We start from the raw sequence: 21,113 nt of genomic DNA, 5'->3' as shown, positions 1-21,113 counted from the left end.
GGCACCGCCCGCCGCCCGTCACAACGCGACGGGCGGGCGGACGGGGCCACGGCCTGCCGCCATGGTCGGAGGCGGATCAGCCCGGCTTCGTCTGTGCCTCCACCGCCTCGGCCGGAGCCGCCGGCCGGTCCTGATCCTGCTCTTCCGCCCCTGCACGGGCCAGACGGCTGGGCCACCAGACCTTGGGGCCGATGTCGCGGACCAGGGCGGGGACGAGGAGCGAGCGCACCACGATGGTGTCCAGCAGCACGCCGAAGGCCACGATGAAGGCGATCTGCGCGAGGAAGGCCAGCGGGATGACGATGAGGGCCGCGAAGGTGGCCGCCAGGACGACACCCGCCGAGGTGATCACGCCACCGGTGGCGACCAGTCCACGCAGGACGCCCTGCCGCGTGCCCAGGCGCAGCGTCTCCTCCCGCACGCGGGACATCAGGAAGATGTTGTAGTCGACGCCCAGGGCGACCAGGAAGACGAAGCCGTACAGCGGGACGGAGGCGTCCGTGCCGGAGAATCCGAAGCCGTGCTCGAACACCAGGCCGGCGATGCCCAGCGTCGCGAGGTAGTTGAGCGCCACGGTCGCCACCAGCAGCACCGGGAGGAGCAGGGACCGCAGCAGGAGGATGAGGATGACCAGGATGATCGCGAGGACGACGGGGATGATGAGCGTGCGGTCGTCCTCCGCGGTGCTCTGGGTGTCGTACTGCTGCGCGGTGTAACCGCCGACCAGGGCAGTGCTGTCCACCTTCTCGAGCCGTTCCCGCAGCGCGCTCACGGCGTCCTTGGCCGCGTCGCTGTCCGGTGCGGCGGTGAGGGTCGCGTCGATGCGGACCCGGCCGTCGGCCACCAGCGGCGCCGCGTCCGGCCTGCCGGATTCGGTGACCACGCGGACGTCGGCCACCCCGGCCGTGGCGGCGGCGACATCGGTCACGTCCGCCCGCTCGTCCGCGTCCGCGATGATCACGGCCGGCTGGCCGGAGCCGCCCGGGAAGTGCTTGCCGAGGGTCTGCTGTGCGGCCACCGACGGCGCGTCGTTGACGAAGAGTTCGTCCAGCGGCACGCCCTTCGACTGCAGGGTGGGGAAGAAGGCGGCTCCGGCCACCAGCAGGACCATGGTGCCGAGCCACAGCCGTCGCGGGTTGGTGTCGACCCGGTGCGCGACACGTCGCCAGATTCCGTGGCCGCCGGTCTCCGCGTCGGCGGAGCGGGGCTTGGCCGGCCAGAAGGCGGCCTTCCCCATCAGGGCGAGCACGGCGGGCAGGAACGTCAGCGTGGTGAGGACGGCGCAGACGATGCCGATCGCGCCGACCGGGCCGAGCGCGCGGTTGTTGGTGAGGTCGCTGAGCAGCAGGGCGAGCAGGCCCAGGGCGACGGTCGCGGCGCTGGCGGTGATCGCGCCGAAGGAGCCCCGCGTCGCGGCGACGGCCGCGGCCACCTTGTCCCCGCTGTGCGACAGCTCCTCGCGGAAGCGTGCCGTCAGCAGCAGCGCGTAGTCGGTGGCCGCGCCGATCACCAGGATCGACAGGATGCCCTGCACCTGGCCGTCGACCCGCACGATGTCGTGGTCGGCGAGGACGTACACGACGGCGCACGCCACGCCGAGCGCGAAGACGGCGCTGATGATGATCGTGAAAGGCAGCAGGACGCTGCGGTAGACGAGCAGCAGGATGACGAGGACGGCCGCGAGCGCGACGCCGAGGAGGATGCCGTCGATGCCGGCGAAGGCCTCGCTCAGGTCGCCCTGGGTGGCGGCCGGGCCCGCGAGCTGCGCGCGGGTGCCCGGCACCTCGGCGGCGGCCGCCTTCACGTCGTCCAGCACCTCGGCGAGCCGGTCGCCGAGGTCCGGGCTCAGCGGCACGACGCCTTGGAGGGCTTCCCCGTCCTCGGAGCGCAGCGCAGGTGAGGGGGTGCCGGCCACCCCGTCGGCCTCGGCCAGGGAGGCGAGCCGGCCGGTGGCTGCCTTCTGCTGGGCCGCGTCCACCGGGCCGCCGCCCTCGGCGGTCCAGACGATGATCGCCGGGAGGGTCTCGTCCTGGTTGAAGGCCTTCTGCTCCTCTATGACCTTGGTGGACTGGGCGTTCTGCGGCAGGAACGCCGCTTGGTCGTTGGTGGCGACCTCCCCGAGCTTGCCCGCGTAGGAGCCGAAAGCTCCTCCGAGGCCGAGCCAGACGACGACGAGTACGAGAGGGACCAGCCAGCGGACTGGTCGACGCAGGGTGTTCATGCACTTCCCAACGGACGCGGAGCGAAGGACGAAGGTCAATATATCTCAAAGATAAAGTATCTCAATGATCGAGAGATCTTAGAATGGAGTCATGGAACGGACCAGTCCGGAGAGCCGGAACGACACCGCGCACGACCTGCAGGCATTCGCCGTCCTGCTGCGGACGCTGACCAGCGAGACCAACCGGCGCGCGCACTCCTTCGCGCACAGTCACGGTCTGCACGCCACCGACGTCCACGCTCTGGCCGCCGTCATGGACTCCGCCGTCACGGAGGGCCGTCCGATGACGCCCTCACGGCTGGCCGAGCGCCTGAGCCTCACCTCCGGAGCCGTCACCGCATGCATCGACCGGCTGGAGCGGGCCGGCCACATCGGCCGGACACGTGACAGCGCCGACCGCCGGGTGGTGCACCTGGAGTACAAGCCGGCGGCCCGCGCGCTGGCCCGTCAGTACTTCAGCCCGCTGGCGCGCAGCACCGAGGCGGCGATGGATCAGTTCACGCCCGAGCAGCTCGCCACGGTGGCGGACTTCCTGCACACGCTCAACCAGGAACTCGCCGCCGACCGGTTCGGCGGAGGGCAGGGTCAGGAGCCGAGCCGGTAGACCGGCGCCCGACGCCGGGGCCCCGGCAGCTTGGCGCTCCGTCGGCCGAAGGGCGCTCGCCTCAGGGGGTGCAGCGGGGCAGCAGCCGGGCGAGTTGGTCCAATTCGTCGGGGGCGACGCGAATTCCGGGGAGCCACACCTGCCCGCCGTCGCGGGTGACCTGGATCCAGATGCTGCTGTGCTTGCCGTTCTCGTCGGTGACGGTGACGCCGTCGGCGACCGTGCAGCGCGCCTGGAGCAGGTCGTGGTGCCAGACCCGGCCCGCGGCGTTGGATCTGACGTAGGGGCGGTAGGGGTCGTAGGCCAGGGAGAGGGCGCAGTCGTGCGTGCGGGGCTTCCGGCACACCTCCTCCGCGTTGTGGACGACGACACCGGCCTCGCCCTGCCCGCCCGCCCTGCCCGAGGCGCCCTGGGCCTGTGGGGCATCCGGCCCGCCCAGGGGAAGCAGCAGGGCGGCCAGCATCCAGGTCACCAGGCTCCCCGTGGCGGTCGCCGTCGCGGCCACCGCCACGACTCCACCGCGGGTCAGCCCGCCGCCCGGCCGGTGCCACCATGCCCGACCGCGGCGCCGCGGAGGACCGTCGGCGGCATCGGGGGCCGCGTCGACGGCGGCATCGGGGGCTTTGCCGACGGGGGGAGCGAGGGCGGGGTCGAGGGCGGGATGGAGGCCTGGGTCGAGGGCGCGTCCCTCGCTCTCCTCGCCACGGCGGGCGCGATCGGCGGCCTCCCACGCGGCGCGGAACTCGGCCGGGTCGGCGCCCATCGCCCGGCAGAGGTCGCGCACCACGGGCCAGACCGGCACGCTCTCGCCCCGGAAGTAGCGGGAGAGCGACGAGTCGCTGATGCGGACCTGCGCCTCCAGGGCACGCAGTGTGCGGCCCGAGCGCTGTTGGAGTCCGCGCAGCGCGTTCGCCAGGTTCCGTACCGCCGCGTCGTGCTCCGGCCGCGAACCGGTCATCGAAGAGCCCTTCCGCCGAGCAGGACAACGGGGGCGACGCGATCCCACACGGCCGTCCCGCCTCCCGGGACGATGACGTCCCAGCAGGTCAGAACCCTATTTGTCCCGACATCGGTGAATCAAGCGGGATCCGGTGGTGAAAGCGCGCCTGCCTGCGCAAACTCGGCGTACCGGCTCGACGGATCACCCCCAAGGGTGAGCGTCGGCCGGTTCCGATCCTGGTCCCCGTCGTGCCGGCGCACGCCGCTCGGCGGGACCGAACCCACCTCCGAAAGGGCTTCATCATGCGTGTACGCACGGCACTCACGGCTTTCGCGACGATCACGGCGGTCGCGATCGGGGCGGCCTCGGCGCCGCCCGCCTTCGCCGCGCCCCACGGTGCGGCCGCCGTGCGGGCGGCCGACGGCCTCGACGTCCATCGCGGCAAGTACGTCACCCTGGGCGGTTGCCAGACGGCGGGCCAGCAGGGCATCGAGCGCGGGCACTGGGACCGCTACCAGTGCGCCGAGGGCACCTTCTTCTGGAACCTGTGGACCAACCGCTGACCCGCTCGAGCCGTCGTCGGCCTCGCCCCGTCGGGGTGGGGCCGGCGACTTTGCCCCGACGGGGTGTCGGCGGCCGCCCCCTGGACCTGCGACCGGCGGCTGTCAGAGCTCGAACTCCAGGTGCTCCACGTCGGTGAAGCGGACCTCCTCCAGGCTGCCGGCGCGGCGTCCGTTGTCCTGGAAGTAGACCTCCCTGAGGGCTTCGGCGGCGATCTGCTGGAGCTGCTGGTCGCCCGCGCCGGCCTGGTGGGCGTCGAAGAGGCGGGCGGCGTGCTGCGGGGGCAGGGCGACGGTCAGGTGCCGGACGCGGTCCTGGTCGGTCGACCCGATCGGCGCGGTGTAGCCGAGGCGGGCGCGGGTGTCGATGACGATGCCGTCGGTGGTGGCGGCCCTGGCCCTGGCCTTGGCCCGGACCTGCGGCTGCCAGCGCTTCCTGACCTCGCGCTCCAGGCGCGCCGCGAGGTCGGGGCGGGGCTTCTTGATCTGGTTCTTCACGTACCGCTCCACGGTGCGCTGGGAGACGCGCAGCAGCTGGGCGACCGGTTTGGTGCCGCCGAGCTGCTTGACCAGGTAGCGCATCTGCGTGCCCGCCCTTCTGGGCACCGGGCGGGTGAACGCCTTCTCGACGGCGGCGTCCAGGCCGTCCGCGAACATGCTCATCGCCTGTCCTCTCCCCTATTCGCGGTTGTCGGTGTCGGTGACGCTGCCGTCCTTGATGTAGCGGGCGAGGTTGAGGTCCGGGGCGTCGAACCGTTCGCGGACCTCCTCGCCCCACAGGACGCTCTGGGTGCCCTCGTGCTTGACCAGGCCGGGGTTGACGCCGAGTTTGAAGCCGCCGGGCAGCGGCTTGCCGTCGCGGTAGGGCAGGAGGTCGAGCGGCGAGGGGCCGGCGGCTGCGTAGACGACGCAGTCGGAGAGGACCGCCACGGGGTACCGGCCGGTGAACGCCGCGTGCTTGACGATCTTGCGGTGGAGGTTGACCCGGGTGCGGGAGATGACGGCGGCGCGGATGTCGGGCCGCCACGTCGGCCGGGACAGGGCGCGCCACGGCAGGCCCGGTCGCCAGCCCTCGCCGCGGGGTCGTTCGCGCAGTTTGCCGAGGCCGCCCTTGACGGTGGCCTTGATCGCGGAGACGACGATCGCCAGGTGCGGGTCGCGTTCCTTGTGGTGGCGCATCGCGGTGAGGAAGTCGGCTGCGGGCATGTCGGGGTGGACGCCGAGGTCGGCCATCGTGGCGAGGTAGGCGTCGCGCAGTCGCTGGTACCAACCGTCCAGGTAGCGGCCGCTTTCGGGGCGTACGTAGGCCTCCAACGGCTGCACGCCGTAGCCGAGTTCGACGGCGTACGCGACGGTGGGGGTGGCGTACCAGCCCGGGCCTTCGGGTCGTTCGCCCTTGGGGGTGAACGGGGAGGGCAGCAGGCCGGCGTCGAGCCGGACCCACTCCTTGCCCACCTTGACCCGTGACAGGTCGACGTGGGAGAGGTCCACCAGCCAGCTGCCGGGGAGCTTGAGGTCGAACTCGGGGCGCGTGACGTGGGTGGGCGCCCCGAGGCCGACGGTCAGGCCGTTGGCGCCGGCGGCGAAGGCCATGTTGACGTCGATGCCGACCAGGTGCCGCAGGGTGCACTCGTCGTCCGTCATCGGGCGGGCCCAGTCGTAGGCCTCCTCGAACAGCTTCTGCTCCGGTCCGCGGATGTGGAAGCGCGGAAGGTCGGCCAGGACGGGGTGGCCGTCCGGTGCCTCGCACGGCGCCGGGTCGACGGGGTGGCTGCCCAGCGATCCCGGGTTGTGTTCGGAGTGCCTCCTGCCCTCGGCGTCGGGCGCGGAGGCGCGGGTGGGCGGGTGCAGGGCGGTCATCAGTTCCAGACCGGTCACTGCGGTGGAGCCGCGGGGCGTCGTCACGCGGGAGGCGTACAGGCCCAGCACCCGGGCGAGGTCGGCCGGGGCGAGGTCGGCGGCCTCACCCCAGTGGCGGGTGTCCAGGGCGTTCCATGCCGGGACGCACAGCTGGACGCAGGAGCGCTCCGCGCCCTGGGCGGGGCGGTAGATCCGCGCCCACGGGCCCAGGCCGCGCTTGGTGAGCTGCCAGTGGGCACGGGCGAGTTGCTTGACGGCCTTGTGGCTCTCGGGGAGGCGTCCGGCGAGCCGTTCGGCGTCGGTGAGGGCCGTGGGCAGGCCGTAGCGCTCGAGGGCGGTCCCGGTCAGGACGAGGAGCGGGTCGGCGTCCTTGCCCGGCCCGGACAGCCTGGGCTGACCGAGCTTGGCCTCGTCGAGCGTCCACTCCACCAGAGCGGGGAGGGTGGTGGCGGGCACGTCGAGGACCAGGCCGCCGACACAGTACGCCCGCACCTTGCCGTTCGGGTCGGCGTCGAGGACCGCGAGGGGGCCGTTGGCGAAGCGGGGGTCGTCCGCTGCCGGGGTGGGGGCGGGGGGCGCCTTGCGGTTGCCGGCAGCCGTCGGGGTTCCGGCCGGCGTCGAGGCCTTCACTCCGGCCCGGGCGGGCTTCCGCGCGGCGGGACGGCGGGGCGGTGACGGCGGGGCGGTGCGTGATGGGAGGGACGTCGCGGGCGCGGCGGCGGGGGCTGGGGGTCACTGGGGGCGGGAGTCGTGGCGGGGCCCGCGGCCTCAGCCGCTCCCGGGGTCGGAGCCGCACCCGTTGCGGGGGCCGGAGCCGGAACCGTGTCGGGGGTTGAAGCCTCGGCGGTGCCCGGAGCGGGAGGCGCGCTGGTGCCGCCGCCCGGGGCGGGAGCGCCAGCCGCTCCGAGGGACGGAGTCGCGGCGCCGCCGAGGGCGGGAGCCTGGGCGGTACTCCCGGGGGCGGGAGCCTGGGCGGTACTCCCGGGGGCGGGAGCCTGGGCGGTACTCCCGGGGGCGGGAGCCTGGGCGGTACTCCCGGGGGCGGTAGCCTGGGCGGTGCTCCCGGGGGCGGAAGCCTGGGCGGTGCTCCCGGGGGCGGGAACCGCAGGGCCGGCGGGGGCGGGATGGCGGGCAGCCAGCCCGTCGAGCAGCCGACGGTAACCCTCCAGGCGCTCGCCCTTGGGCTCCGAGCGGCCGGCCTCCCACGCCTGGACGCTCGCCACCCGCGCGCCCAGGGCCTGGGCGACGGCAGCCTCGCTCAGCCCGGCTGCCTCACGCAGCCGCCTCCGCTCGGCAGGGGCCGGCAGCAGACGGCCGTCGTCGACCGCGGCGAGAAGCGAATCGACGGCAGCGAAGAGCTCTGGCTGCTGATGCGTCACCGGACTTCTCCCTTACCTGACGCCCTGGCGGATCTCTTCCAGCCGCGTCACCAGCCGCTGATGGCGCTGAGAGGCCGCCTGGGAGGAGTTCAGGCCCCGGTGGCGGGCGATCTGCCGCCAGTCCAGACCGCGGCGACGCGCCTCCATGACCACCTGCGCCTCCACCTCGTCCAGCGCCGCCCGCATGCTCTCCAGCAGACTCAGCGCCGCCCCGCTGTCCTCGACAGCCGCTCGGCCCGAGCCGTCCGCACCCTCCGCACCGTCCGCAGCGGTGCCGACCGTCGCGAGGAAGCGCCCTATCAGGGCGGAGTCCTCCTCGAGCCGAACCGCCGCGACCTCACCGCCTGCCACGTCCGCGGGTGCGGTCAGAGCGGACAACCGCCTACGGGCAGCATCCCGAACATCGGAAGACATGCGGGACAACTTATCACCGAGCAACGAAACGTTGTTCCGTTGCTTCACGTGGCTGGAGCCACGCACGGCCACCGCATTCGGGACGGACTCCACGCCCCTCGCGCCGGTGCTCGCGCCCCGGTCACGAGCGCGGCCGGTCCAATTCGCTGCGGATCGCTTCCCGCAGCGGGTCGTGCCGAGCGCCGAGTTCGGTTCGCTCGTCGTGCCACCGCTCGGGCGGGTACAGCCACACCGGCTTGCCCACAAGATCAGCAGGTTCCCAGTCGAACCTCGGCCAGACGTGCGCGTGCAGAAACGGATCCGTGTTTCCGAGGATCTCCAGGTTGACCCGGCGGAACGCGGGGTCCGACCGCCGGCAGGCCCGCTCGACCGCTTCTGCGAGCTGTTCCATGTCGGACAGGAACGCGAGCCGTTTCGACCTCGGCAGGTCCGACAGTCGCTGCACGTCCGGTTCGTCGACGAGCAGCACCGAATAGCCCGGCAGGAACTGCACGTCCCCGATCACCGCGTACCCCGCCGTCATCCGCCGCAGCACGGTCGGGTTCTCCCCGTTGAGTGCGGCCCCGATCCGGTCGGACCGCCAGTCACCAGCCATGACCGCAACCTACAACCCGCGGAGAAGCAACCCGCCGGGAAAACCCGTTGCGGGTGTTGCGGGGCAGCTGTCTGATGGGCCGGTCACCGATCACGGGAGGACCCATGGGGGCATCGCTGCCCACACCGGCGTTGCGGACCGCTCGCCTTCGGCTGCGTGCCTTCGAGGCCACCGATGCGGACGATCTCTTCGCGCTGCACAGCGACGCCCACGTGCTGCGTTACTGGGACTCGCCGCCGTGGACGGACCGCGCACGCGCTGAACGGTTCCTCGAGGTCTGCCGGCAGATGGAACGGGACGGCACCGGGACGCGGCTGGCCGTGGAGCGTGCTTCCGACGGGGCGTTCATCGGCTGGTGCACCGTGGCCGGGTGGAATCCGGAGTACCGCAGCGCGTCGCTCGGCTACTGCTACGGCGAGGCCGCGTGGGGCCACGGCTACGCGACCGAGGCCGCGCACGCTCTGCTGCGGTGGGCGTTCGACACGCTCGACCTCAATCGCGTCCAGGCGGAGACCGACACGCGCAACGTGGCTTCGGCCCGCGTGCTGGAGAAGCTCGGCTTCGTGCGTGAGGGGACCTTGCGGGAGGACTGCGTCGTCAACGGCGAGGTCTCCGACTCGTGGGTCTTCGGGCTGCTCCGGCGGGAGTGGCAGCCGGCGTAGGAGCCGGCGCCCGCCCGCCGAGTCTTCCGTCGCTCGGCACCCCCGGTCTTCTTGAGCACAGCTCTTCAGAACAGCAGGGGAGACTGCGGGTACTGGTACTCGGTGGTGACGGGACGGGGGGTGGACAGCTTCAGCTGGGTGCGCAGCGCGGCGACCGTTCCGGCGACGTCGTCCGCCACCGTCTGCTCGGCCACGGCCCACTGGTCGCAGAATTCGTCGACGTCCTCCAGCATCGCCAGCTTCTCCCACTCGCCGCGAACGCCGTCGGCCGCCTCGGCGAGTTCGGCGGCCAGCGGGGCGGCCTCCTCCTCCCACTTGTGGTCCCGCAGGTCCTGGGCGAACAGCCCGAGGTAGCCGGCGACATAGGATCCCCACTCCTGGTGATGGACGAGGGTTTCCTCCACGTCGTCGAGCGGCACTCGGGCCAGGGCGGCGTTCAACTGGCCGGCGGCGTCCAGGTAGGTCCGCTGGTGACGGTCAAGCGCGTTGCCGTCCTGACGGAGCGACCCGGTGAGCTGGTCGCCGTACTCCGCCGGGGCGAACGCGCAGACGGCGCCGCGCTCGCCGCGGGCCCAGTCCTCCTCCGACGGAGGGTAGAAGTTGAGGCGTGCACGCCCGTAGAGCTTCCAGGCGTCCGGACTGTACGAACTCATCCGCTCCGTGCACCACTTGTCGACCACGGCGACCACCTCGCCGTCCCCCGGGAACGCGCCGGCCGGGAGATCGAAGCGTCCGTACACCTCACCGTCGTGGGGGTCCTCGCAGGACGCCTCGTCGATGTCGGCGACCACGTACGTCGCCAGATCCGCCGGGTCCTTCGGCGCACCCGGCTCGTCGAAACAGTCACGGGGCTCCAGGCCTGCCGTGACGGAGGTCTGTCCGGGCCCTGCCCCAGGCCCTTGAGGAGCTTCTCCCGCAGGGCCTCGCCGCCCGTAGTGGTGAAGAACAGGACCATGAGCAGCGTGCCGGTGGCGGAGAGAGCCATCCCCGCGAGCGCCGGACCCCGGCCACGCCGACCGGTCCTTCTGATGCCGACGAGGGCGACCGCGCCGAGTATCAGACCGAGTGGCGGGACGAAGCACAGGAGGCCGGACGCCAGGGCGGCGATGGCGAACCGGTCGTAGGCGGGCCTGAGGTCGACCTCGGGGGTGCCGGGTCTGTGCGGTTCGGGCTGGTCGGTGGCCATGGATGGTGCTCCTCGTGAGGACATGACATGTCGACGGGTGAATGGCGTGCGCATGTTATGCGCACGCCATCTTTCAGTCGCTCACCGCCCCCGCTTTCGAGCGCTCACCGCCCCCGGCTTTCATGGCACGCGGAGCCGGGCGGGTGGAGTTCGCCCGTCGGGGCGGGCCAGTCCAGGACGGTGAGTTCGGGCCACTGGCGGCGCCATCGGGACGTCTTGGTCTCGTAGACCTCACGCGGAGCGAGCACCGGGTTGGGGCGGACGACGAGGTTGAAGACGTCGGCTAGACCGTGGGGTGCGTACACCCGCCATCGCCCTGACGGGTCGAGGCGCACGCCCAGGCAGCAGGTGGTGGCGGCGAAGCTGTCGATCGCGGCCTCGGTGGAGGTGTACGGCGGGCACGGGACACCGAACTTCTCCTCGTACCAGAGGTGCACACGGGCCTCGTTGCGGATCTCGACCTCGGCGGGCAGACCGGCGAAGACCTCCCGCCGGTCCTGATGACCGCGTCCTCCGCCTCCCAGGAGAGGTCGTGGTCGTCGAAGTAGAGTCGAGCGGGAGGGGTCCGATCAGTGCTCGCCGCGCCCGTCGCTCAGGCGCGGGGTGGGCCACAGAGAATCCCAACGCCACGTCTGCCAGGCGGCGGCGTCGGCGAACGGGCCGGAACGTTCCTCGATCATGGAAAGGGCTTCGTCGCGGGCGGAGTTGACGGCTTCGTGCTCGGTGTCGGTGACGATGCCGAGGCGTCGCACGTGCGCGTACTCGTCCTCGTCCTTCCAGCGCCAGGTGGTCAGGTCGGGGGCGACGAGGAGGTCGACCGTGAGATCGAGGGTGTCGTAGCCGTCGGGGGTGCGGGTGGCGGGATGCTCGAAGTTCACGTACCAGGTCCGCAGCCCGGCGGCGGTGTAGAAGGCGTTGACGCTGAACCAGGCGTGCTGCGGCCTCCACAGCAGTACCTCGGTCTGTTGCCAGGTCGCGGCGGTCAGCTCCCAGGTGTCGGTCGCCATCGCGTCGAAGGCGGCCAGCCGGATCGAGCGGTCCCCGTCCGCGCGGGCCTGGGTGTAGAGGGTGGGCCAGCGGGTCTCGGCTCCCGGAGGACAGGCCGCCAGAAGGGTCTCGCCGGTGTCCTCGATGACGCGCAGCGCGTGCTCGCTCCATACCCGGCCGGAGCGGTGCACGTCCCGACGGACCACGGTTCGGCCCGTGCTGAACCTGTGCATGCGGGTGTCCTCTCGTTCGTGCGGGCCGACGATGCCGTCGGTGTCTTCCTCCATACTCCGCTGGAGCAAGAGGGCACGGCGAGCGGTGCGTTCGCGCGGGTCCATGTGTGTCGTCGCTTCGTCGGCACGCTGCTGGAGGCGGACGAAATGGGCCGTACGGGCGGCGGGTGACCTGAGGGGGCAGGGAGCCTTCAGCCGACCGTGAGGCTGGAGGCGCCGGAGCTCTGGTAGCCCTCGGTGGCCATGATCATGTAGTGGCTGAGGCTGCCGAGCTCCATGCCGGCGCGGGACCAGGCGTCGAAGTGGTTGCCCGTGGTGATGGCGCCCCCGGTGCGCTTCTGCTGCCGGACACTCCAGAACTGGCTGAAGGTCTTCGTGCCCTCCACGGACGGCGCGTTGTACCGGGTCGTCTGGTAGATGTCGTAGGTGCCGCCGTCGCTGGTGACGGTGCCCCGGGGGGAGCCGGTCGGACGGTAGGCGCCCCAGTTGTCGACGACGTAGTACTCGACCAGGGGGTTCGCGGTCCACCCGTACAGACACAGGTAGGCGTTGCCCGAGGGCGAGAAGCTTCCGGAGTAACGCACCGTGCGGCGGCTGCCGTTGCTCCATCCCTTGCCGGCCACGAAGTTGCCGGTGTTGCGCCAGGTGGTGCTGTAGGCGCCGCCCGGCTGCAGCGTCAGCGAGACGGTGTCGGGGGCGTCGGTCCAGAAGGAGTAGAAGAACCCGCTGTCCGTGCCGGTCCGGTTGGCCGTGACCGTCGTGTCGGCATGGGCCGTGCCGGGCAGGAGCAGCCCCGAGGTGGCGGCGACCAGGGCTCCCGTGCCGCCGATGAAGCCCCTGCGGCTCGGTCCCCGGACGGGGGTCTTCTCGTCGTGCACGACTCCTCCTGCCGAAGGCTGGCGGGCGCCGGGCGGTCGTGGGACACCCGGGCGGCCTTGCAGAACGCCGAGTTTCGTGACGGTCCGCCTGGTGTGTCAATACTTTCGACCGGTGTTGCGAAAGTCGTTGCGTGAAGGTCCAGTTGGGAGTGGGTGAATGGTGCAGGTCGTGGACGTGGGGCGGACGCTGCGGAGGGAAGGGGGGTGCGGGTTCCCGGCTTTCACGGGGAACGGGTGGGGATCGACTTTCGCCGGATCTCGCAAGTTTCGGCGACGAGGGCGAAAGGGCGCAGCGGCGCGCGGCGGACGCCGTCAGGGCAGGGTGAGGATGCGAGGGCCCTGGTCGGTGATGGCGACCGTGTGCTCGATGTGGGCGGCGCGGCTGCCGTCGGTGGTGCGGAGGGTCCAGCCGTCGGGGTCGGTGCGGTAGGCGTCGTTGCCACCGGCCATGAGCATGGGCTCGATGGCGAGGACGAGGCCGTGGCGGAGCGGATAACCGCGGCCGGCGCGGCCGCGGTTGGGGACGTGGGGGTCCTCGTGCATCTGGCGGCCGATGCCGTGGCCGCCGAAGTCGGCGGGCATGCCGCAGCCGGCCTCGCGGGCGACGGAGCCGATGGCGTGGGAGATGTCGCCCATCCGGCCGCCCACCCGGGCGGCGGCGATGCCCGCGTCCAGGGCGCGGCGGGTGGCGTCGATCAGGGCGACGTCGGCCGGGCGTGGCGTTCCGACGGTGAAGGTGATCGCGGCGTCGCCGGTCCAGCCGTCGAGGCGGGCGCCGCAGTCGACGCTCACCAGGTCGCCGTCGGCCAGGCGGTAGGTGGTGGGGATGCCGTGGACGACGGCGTCGTTGACCGAGGTGCAGATGACGGCGGGGAAGGGGACCGGGGCGAAGGAGGGCCGGTAACCCAGGAACGGGGAGGTGGCGCCCGCCTTCCGAAGGACCTCACGGGCCGCCTCGTCCAGCTCCCGCAGGGACACCCCCACGGCGGCCGCCTCACGGACCGCCGCCAGGGCCTGCCCCACCACGCGCCCCGCTTCCCTCATCGCGTCGAGCGCCGCGTCGGTCTTGATCTCCACCATGTGTCCTGGAACTCCCGTCTCGGAGGCGTCCGCCTCGACCCAATACTTATACCGGTATTAGTATCACGGTCATGGTGCGAACTCCTCTGACCCCCTGGGAACGTGAACGCGGCGAGCGGTTCGGTGCGCTGCTGCGCCGCGCGCGTGGCGACCGGAGCATGGCCGACGTGGCGGCGGCGGCAGGTGTCTCGGCGGAGACCCTGCGCAAGATCGAGACGGGAAGGGCGCCGACCCCTGCCTTCTTCACCATCGCGGCCCTGGCCTCCGCGCTGGACCTGTCCCTGGACGCGTTGGCGGCGGCCGCCGCGCCGGAGAGCGACGGCCAGGAGCAGGCCTTGTCCGCATGAGCGGGGACGGGGCGGCCGAGCACTGCGGACATGACGGCCCCGGGGAGCCGAGCGAGCACCGGCGGTACGCCGCGTACCGCGCCGCGCTGGGGCAGGTGGGCGAAGGGGCTGAGCTCGCGCTCGTCCGGCGGGTGCTGTCCGATCCGGACGAGGTGATGGCACGGTCGGCCGTCCTGGAGCATCTGGACCGGCGGGCGGCCGCGCTGCTCACCGAGCCGGGGTTCGAGGCCTGGACGGAGACGCTGGTGGAGGTGGTGGGAGGGGATGCCTTCCTGGCCCGGCGTGTGGAGGAGTGGCGGCTCCTGCGTGCCGTGGTGCTCGGCCGGTCGTGGGGGCGCGAGGCGGTGCTTCAGGCGTCGGACTGGTTCCAGTGGCGGGTCGTCGCCGTGGCGGCGCCGCCGGAGGTCCTGCGGGTACTGGCCGAGGACGGGCGGACACGGCGGGTGCGGCACGCCGCCGGGGAGCGTCTCGGAGGGCGCGGGGCGGCCGGGGGCGGCCGGGGGCCTCGCCGCGCATGAGGGCCCCGCCGCGTCCGACGGCACCTGCCCACCGCGTCCGGCGGCTTTCGTCGCGCCGGGGTGCCCGCGGCGGACGGCTCTCCCCCGCGTCGGACCGGCCCTCGCCGGGTGCGGGAGCGCTCGTTCGGGGAGCGGGCCGGTCAGCGCACGGGGCGCAGTCGGTGGAGGGTGGTCGCGAGCGAGACCGCGGTGTCGTCGCTCCAGGTGCAGACCTCCAGCCAGGACAGATGGCCGTCCTGGACGAACAGCAGGACCTCACCGGGGCAGGTTCCGTCCTCCATGACGAACCGGGCCTCGGCGGCGATCGCCGTGCCGGGACCGGTGGGGGCGCGTTCCACGGTCTCGGTGTCGAGCTGGAAGTAGGCGCTGCCGCATCCGCAGGTGCAGCGGGTGCGGACGGTCAGGTGCGGTATCTGGGCCCGTAAGGCGGCGTGGACGGCGTTGTCGGGGCCGAGGACGGCGTCCAGCGCTTCGGTCACGTCGGCAGGCAGTGCAGCGTTCATCCGTGCACGGTAGCCGGTGGTCCGGTTCGGGAGGGAGGGGCCGGCGCCGATCCGGGTCAGTCCGTCGGGAGCAGCGCGCCCGGCCGCACGGGACGGCCGAGGAGTTGCAGGACCAGGTTGCGGTGGGCGGCGTGGAGCGTGCGGACGGCGGCGCGGGCGATGCCGGGCTTGAGGGCGCGGGCGCCGTCGCGGGGGCGTCCGGGCTTGGTGGGGATCCACAGGTGGCCCGGGTCGCTGCCCTCGAGGCGGTCGGTGATGTGGCCGCGGACGTCGAGCCAGCGGCCGAGGATCTCGGCCGTGCGGGCGTCCAGGGGTTCCGGGCCGGTGTCCAGGTGGACGAGGCGCCGCGGAAGGTCGATGTCGGCGGTACGGAGCCGGTGCAGTTCCGGGACGGTCCGTCCGGTGCGGGCGACGAGGGCGGCCACCGCGGCGGTGCGGATGCTGGTGGCCGCGTTGGCTCCGGAGGGCCGCTTGACGGCGAGGGTGTGCAGGAGCCGGTCCGCCTCGGTGGGGGTGAGGCGTTCGCCGATGCCCTGGGGCGCCACGTCGAGGCGGTGCGGGGCTCCCAGGTGGGCGGCGAGGCTGTTGTAGCTCTGGGCGCGGGCGCGCTGCGACTCCTCCGACGCCCGGGCGTCCGGTCCGCGCAAGGTGTTACGTCGGCGGGTCTCCCCCGCGGCGGCCGCCTCCAGCCACGCCGACGCCCGGTCCGGGTCGAGGAGTTGACCGGCGCTGAGGGCGACTGTCCCCGCCGCGTCGAGGGCGTGGTCGAGGAACTCGCCGAGCAGTCCGGCGCGCAGTCGCCGCGTCGCGGGGGCGTACCCGCCGCGGCTCAGCGCCTCGAGGTAGTCCTCGACGGCCGCACGGGCGTCCTGGCTCGCCCAGGCGTGGGGGTCGGCGGCGGGCTCGGGCGCGGTCGGCATGGGACCAGGGTACGGAAGACGCGCGGTGCCGGTGGTGGGTACGGGGCGGGGCCGCGTGGTCCGACCGCGCGGGGCATCCGGGGAGGGCGAGCGGCGGGCGGGTGTTCGTCAGCGGGGCCGGGCGCGGAAGGTGCGGCGGTAGGTGTCCGGGGGCACGCCCACCGTGCGGTGGAAGTGGCGGCGCAGGGTGGTGGCGGTGCCCATGCCGGTGGCGGTGGCGATGGTGTCGACGCCGTCGTCGGTGGTCTCCAGGAGTTCCTGGGCGCGTCGAATGCGCTGGGTGAGCAGCCACCGCAGCGGGGTGGTGCCGCTGACCGAGTGGAAGTGGCGGGTGAGGTGGCGGGAGCTCATGCCGGCCCGGCGTGCGAGGTCCTCCACGGTGATCGGCTGGTCGAGCCGCTCCATGGCCCAGGGCAGCAGGTCGGCCAGTGGGTGCTGGGCGGGGGCAGGCACCGGGGTGGTGACGAACTGGGCCTGGCCGCCGTCGCGGTGGGGCGGGACGACCAGCCGGCGGGCGACCGCGTTGGCGACGGCGGAACCGCGGTCCTGGCGGACCAGATGCAGGCACAGATCCATCGCGGCGGCCTTGCCCGCCGAGGTCAGCACACGGCCGTCGTCCACGTAGAGGACGTCGGGGTCGACGTCCACGCCGGGGTGGCGGGCCTTGAGGTCGGCGGTGTGCGCCCAGTGCGTGGTGGCGCGGCGGCCGTCCAGCAGGCCGGCGGCCGCCAGCACGAACGCCCCGGTGCACAGGGACACGAGGCGGGCGCCCGCCTCGTGGGAGGCGTGTATCGCGGTCAGGAGTTCGGTGGGCGGCGGCTGGTCGATGTCGGCCCAGCCCGGCACGATCACGGTGTCGGCGTCCGGCAGCCTCTCGAGGCCGTGGTCGGGTTCCAGGAGGAACCTGCCGCTGCCCACGGGCCGGGGCGCACAGACGACCAGCTCGTACCAGGGGCCCTTCACGGCGTCGGGCGGGCTGCCGAACACCTCCAGAGCCAGGGCGAGTTCGAAGTTCAGCATGCCGTCGGTGACAGCGACCGCCACGGTGTGGTCCATGTCCGGAAGTGTATGCGTCGTGTCGTTCCGGACACTCACGATCGCGTCAACTCCCCCACCAGGATGGGCGCGACGGGTCAGACGGAGGCACTTCGGCTCTCCGCCCGGTGACGAGGGAGAAGTCATGCGCCAGGTAGTGGTGTTCGGGGCGTACGGGCACACCGGCCGTTTCGTCGTGGCCGAGTTGGCGGCCCGCGGCCTGGTGCCCGTGCTCAGCGGCCGGAACGCCGTGCGCCTCGAGGAGTTCGCCGCCTCGGTGGGCGGTCCGCGGACCCGTCCGGCGGACGCCGGTGACGCCGCCTCCCTGGACCGCGCGCTGGCCGGCGCGGCGGCCGTCGTGAACTGCGCGGGACCGTTCGCCGACACCGCGGCCCCCGTCGTCGAGGCGGCGCTGCGGGCCGGCATCCCCTACGTGGACGTGGCGGCCGAGATCGAGGCGAACGCCGACACCTTCGAGGGCTTCGCGGACCGTGCCCGTGAGGCGGGCGCGGTGGTCGTTCCGGCGATGGCCTTCTACGGCGGGCTCGGCGACCTGCTGGCCACCGCGGCGCTCGGGGACTGGGCGTCCGCCGACGAGGTGGAGATCGCGTACGGGCTGGACCACTGGCACCCGACGGCCGGCACCCGTGCCGCGGGCGCCGTGTCCCGCCGTCGTCGTGGCGGCCGCCGGGTCCGCTACGCCGCCGGTCGCCTGGAGTACCGGGACGACGCGGCGCCCACGACGACCTGGAACTTCCCGGAGCCGATGGGGCGGCGTGCCGTCATCGGCGAGTTCTCGATGGCCGACATCGTCACCGTGCCGAGCCACCTGCGGGTGCCCGAGGTCCGCACCTACATGACCGTCGAGGCCGCCCAGGACATCGCCTCCCCCGACACCCCCTCCCCCGTCGCGTCCGCCTCCGACGCGCGGGGCCGCTCGGCGCAGACGTTCCTCGTCGACGTGGTGGTGCGCAAGGACGGGGTCGAACGCCGGGCGGTGGCACGGGGCCGGGACATCTACGCCGTGACCGCCCCGTTGGCGGTCGAGGCGGTGGAGCGCATCCTCTCGGGACGTATCCGCACCAAGGGGGTGGCCTCGGCCGGTGAGATCTTCGACGCGGCGGACTTCCTGGGCGCGCTGTCGGAGCACCTGTCGGTGGAGTTCTCCGGCTGACGGTCTCCGGCACTCCGGGGCCGACGGGACCGACGGGGCGGGTCAACGGGGCCGACGGGTCGGGCCGACGGAAAAGACCGTGCGCCGGAGGGCCGCACCGGCGATGCTCGTGGGATGGACCAGACACGGGAAGTCGTGCGCCTCGCCGACAAGGTGCTGGGGAGCGGCCTGGCCGGCGCCTACCTGCACGGGTCGGCCGTGCTCGGGGGGTGGCGGCCGGCCAGCGACGTCGACGTGTTGCTCGTCACCCGCACGGGGATGGACGAGCGGCGACGGCGGGCCCTGCTCGCCGGACTGCTGCCGATCTCGGGTTCCCGCAACGGGCTGCGTCCGCTCGAGGTCACCGTGGTCGTCCGGTCGCAGGTGCGCCCGTGGCGGTACCCGCCGGTGGGCGACTTCCTCTACGGCGAGTGGCTTCGGGACGCGTACGAGGCCGGACTGGTGCCGCGGCCGCGGCGCATTCCCGACCTGGCGCTGACGGTCGCGACGGCGTTGGCCGGTGACAAACCGCTCGCCGGGCCGGAACCGGCCCAGCTGCTCGACGAGGTCCCGCACGCGGACATCGTCCGGGCCTGTCTGGAGGGGGTGCCCGGACTGCTGGACAGCGTCGAGGAGGACACCCGCAACGTCCTGCTGACCCTGGCCCGTGTCTGGTACACGCTCGGGACCGGCCGGATCGGCCGCAAGGACACCGCGGCGGACTGGGTGCTGGACCGTCTGCCGACCGGGCTCCGGCCCGTCCTGCGGCATGCCAGGCATCTCTACCTCCACTGCGGCTACCACGAGGAGACCTGGGACGGGGAGCTCCTCGCGCGGGTCCCCGAGTGGGTGGCGTACGTGGTTGCCGTGATCGAGCGGTGCGGCGCCGGTGGCGCGGGGACGACGGAGGCACTGGCCGATGACGCGGCGTGAGGCAGTCGGGGCAGGTCTGCTGATGATCGATCTGGACAACACCTTGATCGACCGTGACGCCGCCTTCCGCGCGGCCGTCGCGGCGTTCCTCGCGGAGCAGCGTCTGCCCGCGGACGATCTGGCGTGGGCGATGGCGCTCGACGCGGGCGGCTACGCCACGCGCGAGGACGTGGCGGCGGCCCTTCTCGACCGGTACCGGGGGCGGGCCGCGTCCGCTGCGGTGCGCGCTCTGGTGGACCGGGGTGCGGCCGATCGGGTGGTCCTGATTCCCGGTGCCCGGGAGGCGCTGAAGCGAGCCGTGGCCGAGGGCTGGACCTGTGTGGTCGTGACGAACGGGCGCACGGTGCAGCAGAAGGCGAAGTTGCGCCGTACCGGTCTCGACCGGCTGGTGCAGGGGTGGGTGGTGTCCGAGGCGGTGGGCTGCGCGAAGCCCGACCCGGCGATCTTCCGGGCGGCCGCGGAGGCGGTGGGGGCGTCCGTGCGCTCCGCGCCGGGCGCGTGGGTAATCGGCGACTCGGCCCACGCCGACATCGCGGGGGCCGCCGCGCTCGGACTGTCGAGCGTGTGGGTGTCGAACGGCCGGACGTGGGCCGGGGACTCCTGTCGACCGACCCATGTGGCTCCGGACGTCGTAGCCGCGATCAGCCACGTGCTCGCTTCCGGGCGGCGGTAGGGCCCGGGGGGACTCGCGACCTCGGGCCGGGTCCGGCTCCCCGCCGGGTCCGGCTCTCCGCCGGGCACGGGCCCGCGTCGGCGCCCTACGACGGTTCGGGGAGCGGTATCCGCTCGCGGGGTGCGCCGGAGTGCCGGAGGTCGGCCGTCCGTGCGGCTCCGTGTGCCTGGAGTCGGCGTGCGATGACGCGGACGGCCGCCGGGAGGTCGTCCCTGACGAGGACCGTCAGCAGGTCCGACGCGTGCACGTAGCCGCCCTTCGCGTCCCGCACGGAGGTGCTGCCGGTGGTCTCCGCCCAGCCCAGGCCGGTCTCCTCCAGCGCCGCGGAGAGTTCCGCGGCGAACGTCGAGCCGAAGCGGCTTCCGTGTCCGGCGGCGGCCAGGGTGAGGTCGAGGTACCAGGTGCGGGCGTCCGCCAGAGGGCTCCGGCCGAACCAGGCGGCCGCCACCCGGCCTTGTGGGAGGCCTGCCAAGGTCTCCACCGCCCAGGCGGCCTCCGCCCGTGACGACGGCCGGGTCACGGCCCGCAGCAGTGGCCCCTCCGTCAGGCCCGCCGCACGCAACGCGGTTGCGAGGCGGCTGAGTTGGGTGTGTCCGTCCGGCTCGGCGCAGCGGTCGAGGGCCCTGCGTGTCTCGGGGCGGCGGAGGGCCGGATGGGCTCCGGCGTCCTCCAGGGTCCGCGTCGCGCCCCGCAGGAGCCGGGACCAGGCGGTGAAGGGGAACTCCTCCTCGGTCGCCTCGGGTGCGCGCGAGGAGTACAGGTGGGTGCCGGAGTCTTTCTCCTGGTGCACGGCGCGGTGGCCGTCCGGGCGGGTGGACCAGGTGACACCGGTGCCGCGCAGGTCCCGCTGGTCGAACCAGGCGCGGGTCTCCTCGCGGACGCGCACGGCACCGTGTGCGATGTCGTGCGCGGGGTCGGCAGGTGCGGTGCCGGCGGGTCCGGTGGAGAGCACCACGGCATCGGAGATCCGGTGGGGGCACGTCTCGGCGAAGGCCGCGTCGGTGAACGGGGTGATCGTGTCGAGGTCGTCCTGCTCGGTGAGGAAGGCGAAACGGAGCAGCAGGGCGGACATCGCGCCCGGGTGACGCAGTGTCGGGTCATGGAGGGCCGTCGCCCTGCAGAGCAGGTCGAGCTCCGACCAGGGCATGACGTGCGGATGGAAGTGCGCGGTGTCGTCCCAGCCCACGATCTCGGGCTCCGCCGCTTCGGGGGACACCACGGCCAGGTCGACGTACGAGAAGCCGGGCTCGAACCTGAGCTCGAGGCCCAGCTCCCGGGCCGGCAGGAAGCGGGTGCGGAACTCCTCCTCGTCCTCTTCTCCCGCCTCCCCCCGCGCTTCGTCGTGGGCGCGGACCGCGGTGGCGTCGAAGGAGTACAGGGGCCAGAAGTCCGGCTGCGCCATGCGGGCGGCGAGGTCGTGGTCGAGGGGCAT

At 73.1% G+C, this 21,113-nt stretch carries 22 protein-coding genes and 4 pseudogenes; 9 read left to right on the top strand and 17 right to left on the bottom strand.

Annotated elements, in window-relative coordinates:
• Window positions 1-76: 76 nt before the first annotated feature.
• Window positions 77-2,221 carry an MMPL family transporter gene (locus ABT026_RS17395; protein ID WP_351115357.1) on the bottom strand — a complete coding sequence of 715 codons (2,145 nt, stop codon included), beginning with the start codon at window positions 2,219-2,221 and terminating at the stop codon, window positions 77-79.
• A gap of 91 nt (window positions 2,222-2,312) precedes the next feature.
• Here ABT026_RS17395 and ABT026_RS17390 point away from each other — a divergent pair, with 91 nt between their 5' ends.
• Window positions 2,313-2,825: a MarR family winged helix-turn-helix transcriptional regulator gene (locus tag ABT026_RS17390; RefSeq protein WP_351115356.1), complete on the top strand. Its 513-nt coding sequence runs from the start codon at window positions 2,313-2,315 to the stop codon at window positions 2,823-2,825.
• Window positions 2,826-2,886: 61 nt separating this feature from the next.
• Here the strand turns inward: ABT026_RS17390 and ABT026_RS17385 are convergent, their stop codons facing one another.
• A complete protein-coding gene (locus tag ABT026_RS17385; protein WP_351115355.1) occupies window positions 2,887-3,783 on the bottom strand; it encodes a helix-turn-helix domain-containing protein in 897 nt (298 codons plus the stop codon).
• 284 nt (window positions 3,784-4,067) lie between these two features.
• Here ABT026_RS17385 and ABT026_RS17380 point away from each other — a divergent pair, with 284 nt between their 5' ends.
• Window positions 4,068-4,328 (top strand): hypothetical protein, encoded by a 261-nt coding sequence (locus tag ABT026_RS17380; protein ID WP_351115353.1) that lies wholly within the window; start codon window positions 4,068-4,070, stop codon window positions 4,326-4,328.
• Window positions 4,329-4,430: 102 nt separating this feature from the next.
• Here the strand turns inward: ABT026_RS17380 and tpg are convergent, their stop codons facing one another.
• The 5 genes and pseudogenes from tpg to ABT026_RS17355 all read right to left on the bottom strand — a co-directional run bounded on the left by tpg (window position 4,431) and on the right by ABT026_RS17355 (window position 8,573).
• Window positions 4,431-4,988 (bottom strand): telomere-protecting terminal protein Tpg, encoded by a 558-nt coding sequence (gene tpg, locus ABT026_RS17375; protein WP_351115352.1) that lies wholly within the window; start codon window positions 4,986-4,988, stop codon window positions 4,431-4,433.
• Window positions 4,989-5,003: 15 nt separating this feature from the next.
• Window positions 5,004-6,979 (bottom strand): annotated as a pseudogene (gene tap / locus ABT026_RS17370) (telomere-associated protein Tap); the annotation flags it as partial.
• A 423-nt stretch (window positions 6,980-7,402) separates the two neighbouring features.
• A pseudogene (locus ABT026_RS32180) lies at window positions 7,403-7,564 on the bottom strand (hypothetical protein); the annotation flags it as partial.
• A gap of 12 nt (window positions 7,565-7,576) precedes the next feature.
• Window positions 7,577-7,942 carry a hypothetical protein gene (locus ABT026_RS17360; protein ID WP_351115348.1) on the bottom strand — a complete coding sequence of 122 codons (366 nt, stop codon included), beginning with the start codon at window positions 7,940-7,942 and terminating at the stop codon, window positions 7,577-7,579.
• Window positions 7,943-8,099: 157 nt separating this feature from the next.
• Complete coding sequence (locus ABT026_RS17355) at window positions 8,100-8,573, bottom strand: HIT family protein (protein WP_351115347.1); 474 nt, start codon at window positions 8,571-8,573, stop codon at window positions 8,100-8,102.
• Window positions 8,574-8,677: 104 nt separating this feature from the next.
• On the opposite strand from ABT026_RS17355, the gene ABT026_RS17350 reads away from it, so the two are divergent.
• Complete coding sequence (locus tag ABT026_RS17350) at window positions 8,678-9,235, top strand: GNAT family N-acetyltransferase (protein ID WP_351115346.1); 558 nt, start codon at window positions 8,678-8,680, stop codon at window positions 9,233-9,235.
• 65 nt (window positions 9,236-9,300) lie between these two features.
• Here the strand turns inward: ABT026_RS17350 and ABT026_RS17345 are convergent, their stop codons facing one another.
• The 4 genes and pseudogenes from ABT026_RS17345 to ABT026_RS17330 all read right to left on the bottom strand — a co-directional run bounded on the left by ABT026_RS17345 (window position 9,301) and on the right by ABT026_RS17330 (window position 11,641).
• Window positions 9,301-10,026, bottom strand: a complete 726-nt coding sequence (locus ABT026_RS17345) for a septum formation family protein (protein ID WP_351115344.1) — start codon at window positions 10,024-10,026, stop codon at window positions 9,301-9,303.
• A 164-nt stretch (window positions 10,027-10,190) separates the two neighbouring features.
• Window positions 10,191-10,421: pseudogene (locus tag ABT026_RS17340) on the bottom strand (DUF4190 domain-containing protein); the annotation flags it as partial.
• A gap of 104 nt (window positions 10,422-10,525) precedes the next feature.
• Window positions 10,526-10,968 (bottom strand): annotated as a pseudogene (locus ABT026_RS17335) (nucleotidyltransferase family protein); the annotation flags it as partial.
• Between the two features lie 22 nt (window positions 10,969-10,990).
• Window positions 10,991-11,641 (bottom strand): ribonuclease FAU-1 family protein, encoded by a 651-nt coding sequence (locus tag ABT026_RS17330; protein WP_351115343.1) that lies wholly within the window; start codon window positions 11,639-11,641, stop codon window positions 10,991-10,993.
• 18 nt (window positions 11,642-11,659) lie between these two features.
• On the opposite strand from ABT026_RS17330, the gene ABT026_RS17325 reads away from it, so the two are divergent.
• Complete coding sequence (locus tag ABT026_RS17325) at window positions 11,660-11,812, top strand: hypothetical protein (protein WP_351115342.1); 153 nt, start codon at window positions 11,660-11,662, stop codon at window positions 11,810-11,812.
• Window positions 11,813-11,832: 20 nt separating this feature from the next.
• Here ABT026_RS17325 and xynA read toward each other — a convergent pair whose 3' ends face one another.
• Together xynA and map are read right to left on the bottom strand one after the other, a co-directional pair.
• Window positions 11,833-12,519, bottom strand: coding sequence for an endo-1,4-beta-xylanase XynA (gene xynA / locus ABT026_RS17320; protein WP_351115341.1), 687 nt, complete (start codon window positions 12,517-12,519; stop codon window positions 11,833-11,835).
• A gap of 312 nt (window positions 12,520-12,831) precedes the next feature.
• On the bottom strand, window positions 12,832-13,599 hold the full coding sequence (gene map, locus ABT026_RS17315) for a type I methionyl aminopeptidase (RefSeq protein WP_351115340.1): 768 nt from the start codon (window positions 13,597-13,599) through the stop codon (window positions 12,832-12,834).
• A gap of 71 nt (window positions 13,600-13,670) precedes the next feature.
• Between map and ABT026_RS17310 the strand changes: the two genes are divergently transcribed.
• Window positions 13,671-13,946, top strand: a complete 276-nt coding sequence (locus ABT026_RS17310) for a helix-turn-helix domain-containing protein (protein WP_351115339.1) — start codon at window positions 13,671-13,673, stop codon at window positions 13,944-13,946.
• Window positions 13,943-14,464, top strand: coding sequence for a hypothetical protein (locus ABT026_RS17305; protein WP_351115337.1), 522 nt, complete (start codon window positions 13,943-13,945; stop codon window positions 14,462-14,464). Before ABT026_RS17310 ends, ABT026_RS17305 begins: the two co-directional genes overlap by 4 nt.
• Before the next feature lie 140 nt (window positions 14,465-14,604).
• Here the strand turns inward: ABT026_RS17305 and ABT026_RS17300 are convergent, their stop codons facing one another.
• The 3 genes from ABT026_RS17300 to ABT026_RS17290 form a co-directional block, all read right to left on the bottom strand.
• Entirely contained in the window at window positions 14,605-14,967 is a 363-nt protein-coding gene (locus tag ABT026_RS17300) for a hypothetical protein (protein WP_351115336.1), read from the bottom strand.
• Between the two features lie 56 nt (window positions 14,968-15,023).
• Window positions 15,024-15,887, bottom strand: coding sequence for a site-specific integrase (locus ABT026_RS17295; protein ID WP_351115335.1), 864 nt, complete (start codon window positions 15,885-15,887; stop codon window positions 15,024-15,026).
• Window positions 15,888-15,995: 108 nt separating this feature from the next.
• Complete coding sequence (locus tag ABT026_RS17290; RefSeq protein WP_351115334.1) at window positions 15,996-16,943, bottom strand: helix-turn-helix domain-containing protein; 948 nt, start codon at window positions 16,941-16,943, stop codon at window positions 15,996-15,998.
• Between the two features lie 124 nt (window positions 16,944-17,067).
• Between ABT026_RS17290 and ABT026_RS17285 the strand changes: the two genes are divergently transcribed.
• From ABT026_RS17285 to ABT026_RS17275, 3 genes are all read left to right on the top strand, one after another.
• Window positions 17,068-18,096 carry a saccharopine dehydrogenase family protein gene (locus ABT026_RS17285; protein WP_351115333.1) on the top strand — a complete coding sequence of 343 codons (1,029 nt, stop codon included), beginning with the start codon at window positions 17,068-17,070 and terminating at the stop codon, window positions 18,094-18,096.
• Between the two features lie 114 nt (window positions 18,097-18,210).
• Window positions 18,211-19,008 (top strand): aminoglycoside adenylyltransferase family protein, encoded by a 798-nt coding sequence (locus ABT026_RS17280; RefSeq protein WP_351115332.1) that lies wholly within the window; start codon window positions 18,211-18,213, stop codon window positions 19,006-19,008.
• Entirely contained in the window at window positions 18,995-19,681 is a 687-nt protein-coding gene (locus ABT026_RS17275; protein ID WP_351115331.1) for an HAD family hydrolase, read from the top strand. Before ABT026_RS17280 ends, ABT026_RS17275 begins: the two co-directional genes overlap by 14 nt.
• An 85-nt stretch (window positions 19,682-19,766) precedes the next feature.
• Here ABT026_RS17275 and ABT026_RS17270 read toward each other — a convergent pair whose 3' ends face one another.
• Window positions 19,767-21,113 (bottom strand): hypothetical protein, encoded by a 1,347-nt coding sequence (locus tag ABT026_RS17270; RefSeq protein WP_351115330.1) that lies wholly within the window; start codon window positions 21,111-21,113, stop codon window positions 19,767-19,769.

The organism is Streptomyces sp. NPDC002734 (genome assembly GCF_040295685.1).
Classification (GTDB): domain Bacteria; phylum Actinomycetota; class Actinomycetes; order Streptomycetales; family Streptomycetaceae; genus Streptomyces.
The sequence above is the reverse complement of the archived record's forward strand: the minus strand, read 5'-3'. Positions and strand labels throughout refer to the sequence as shown.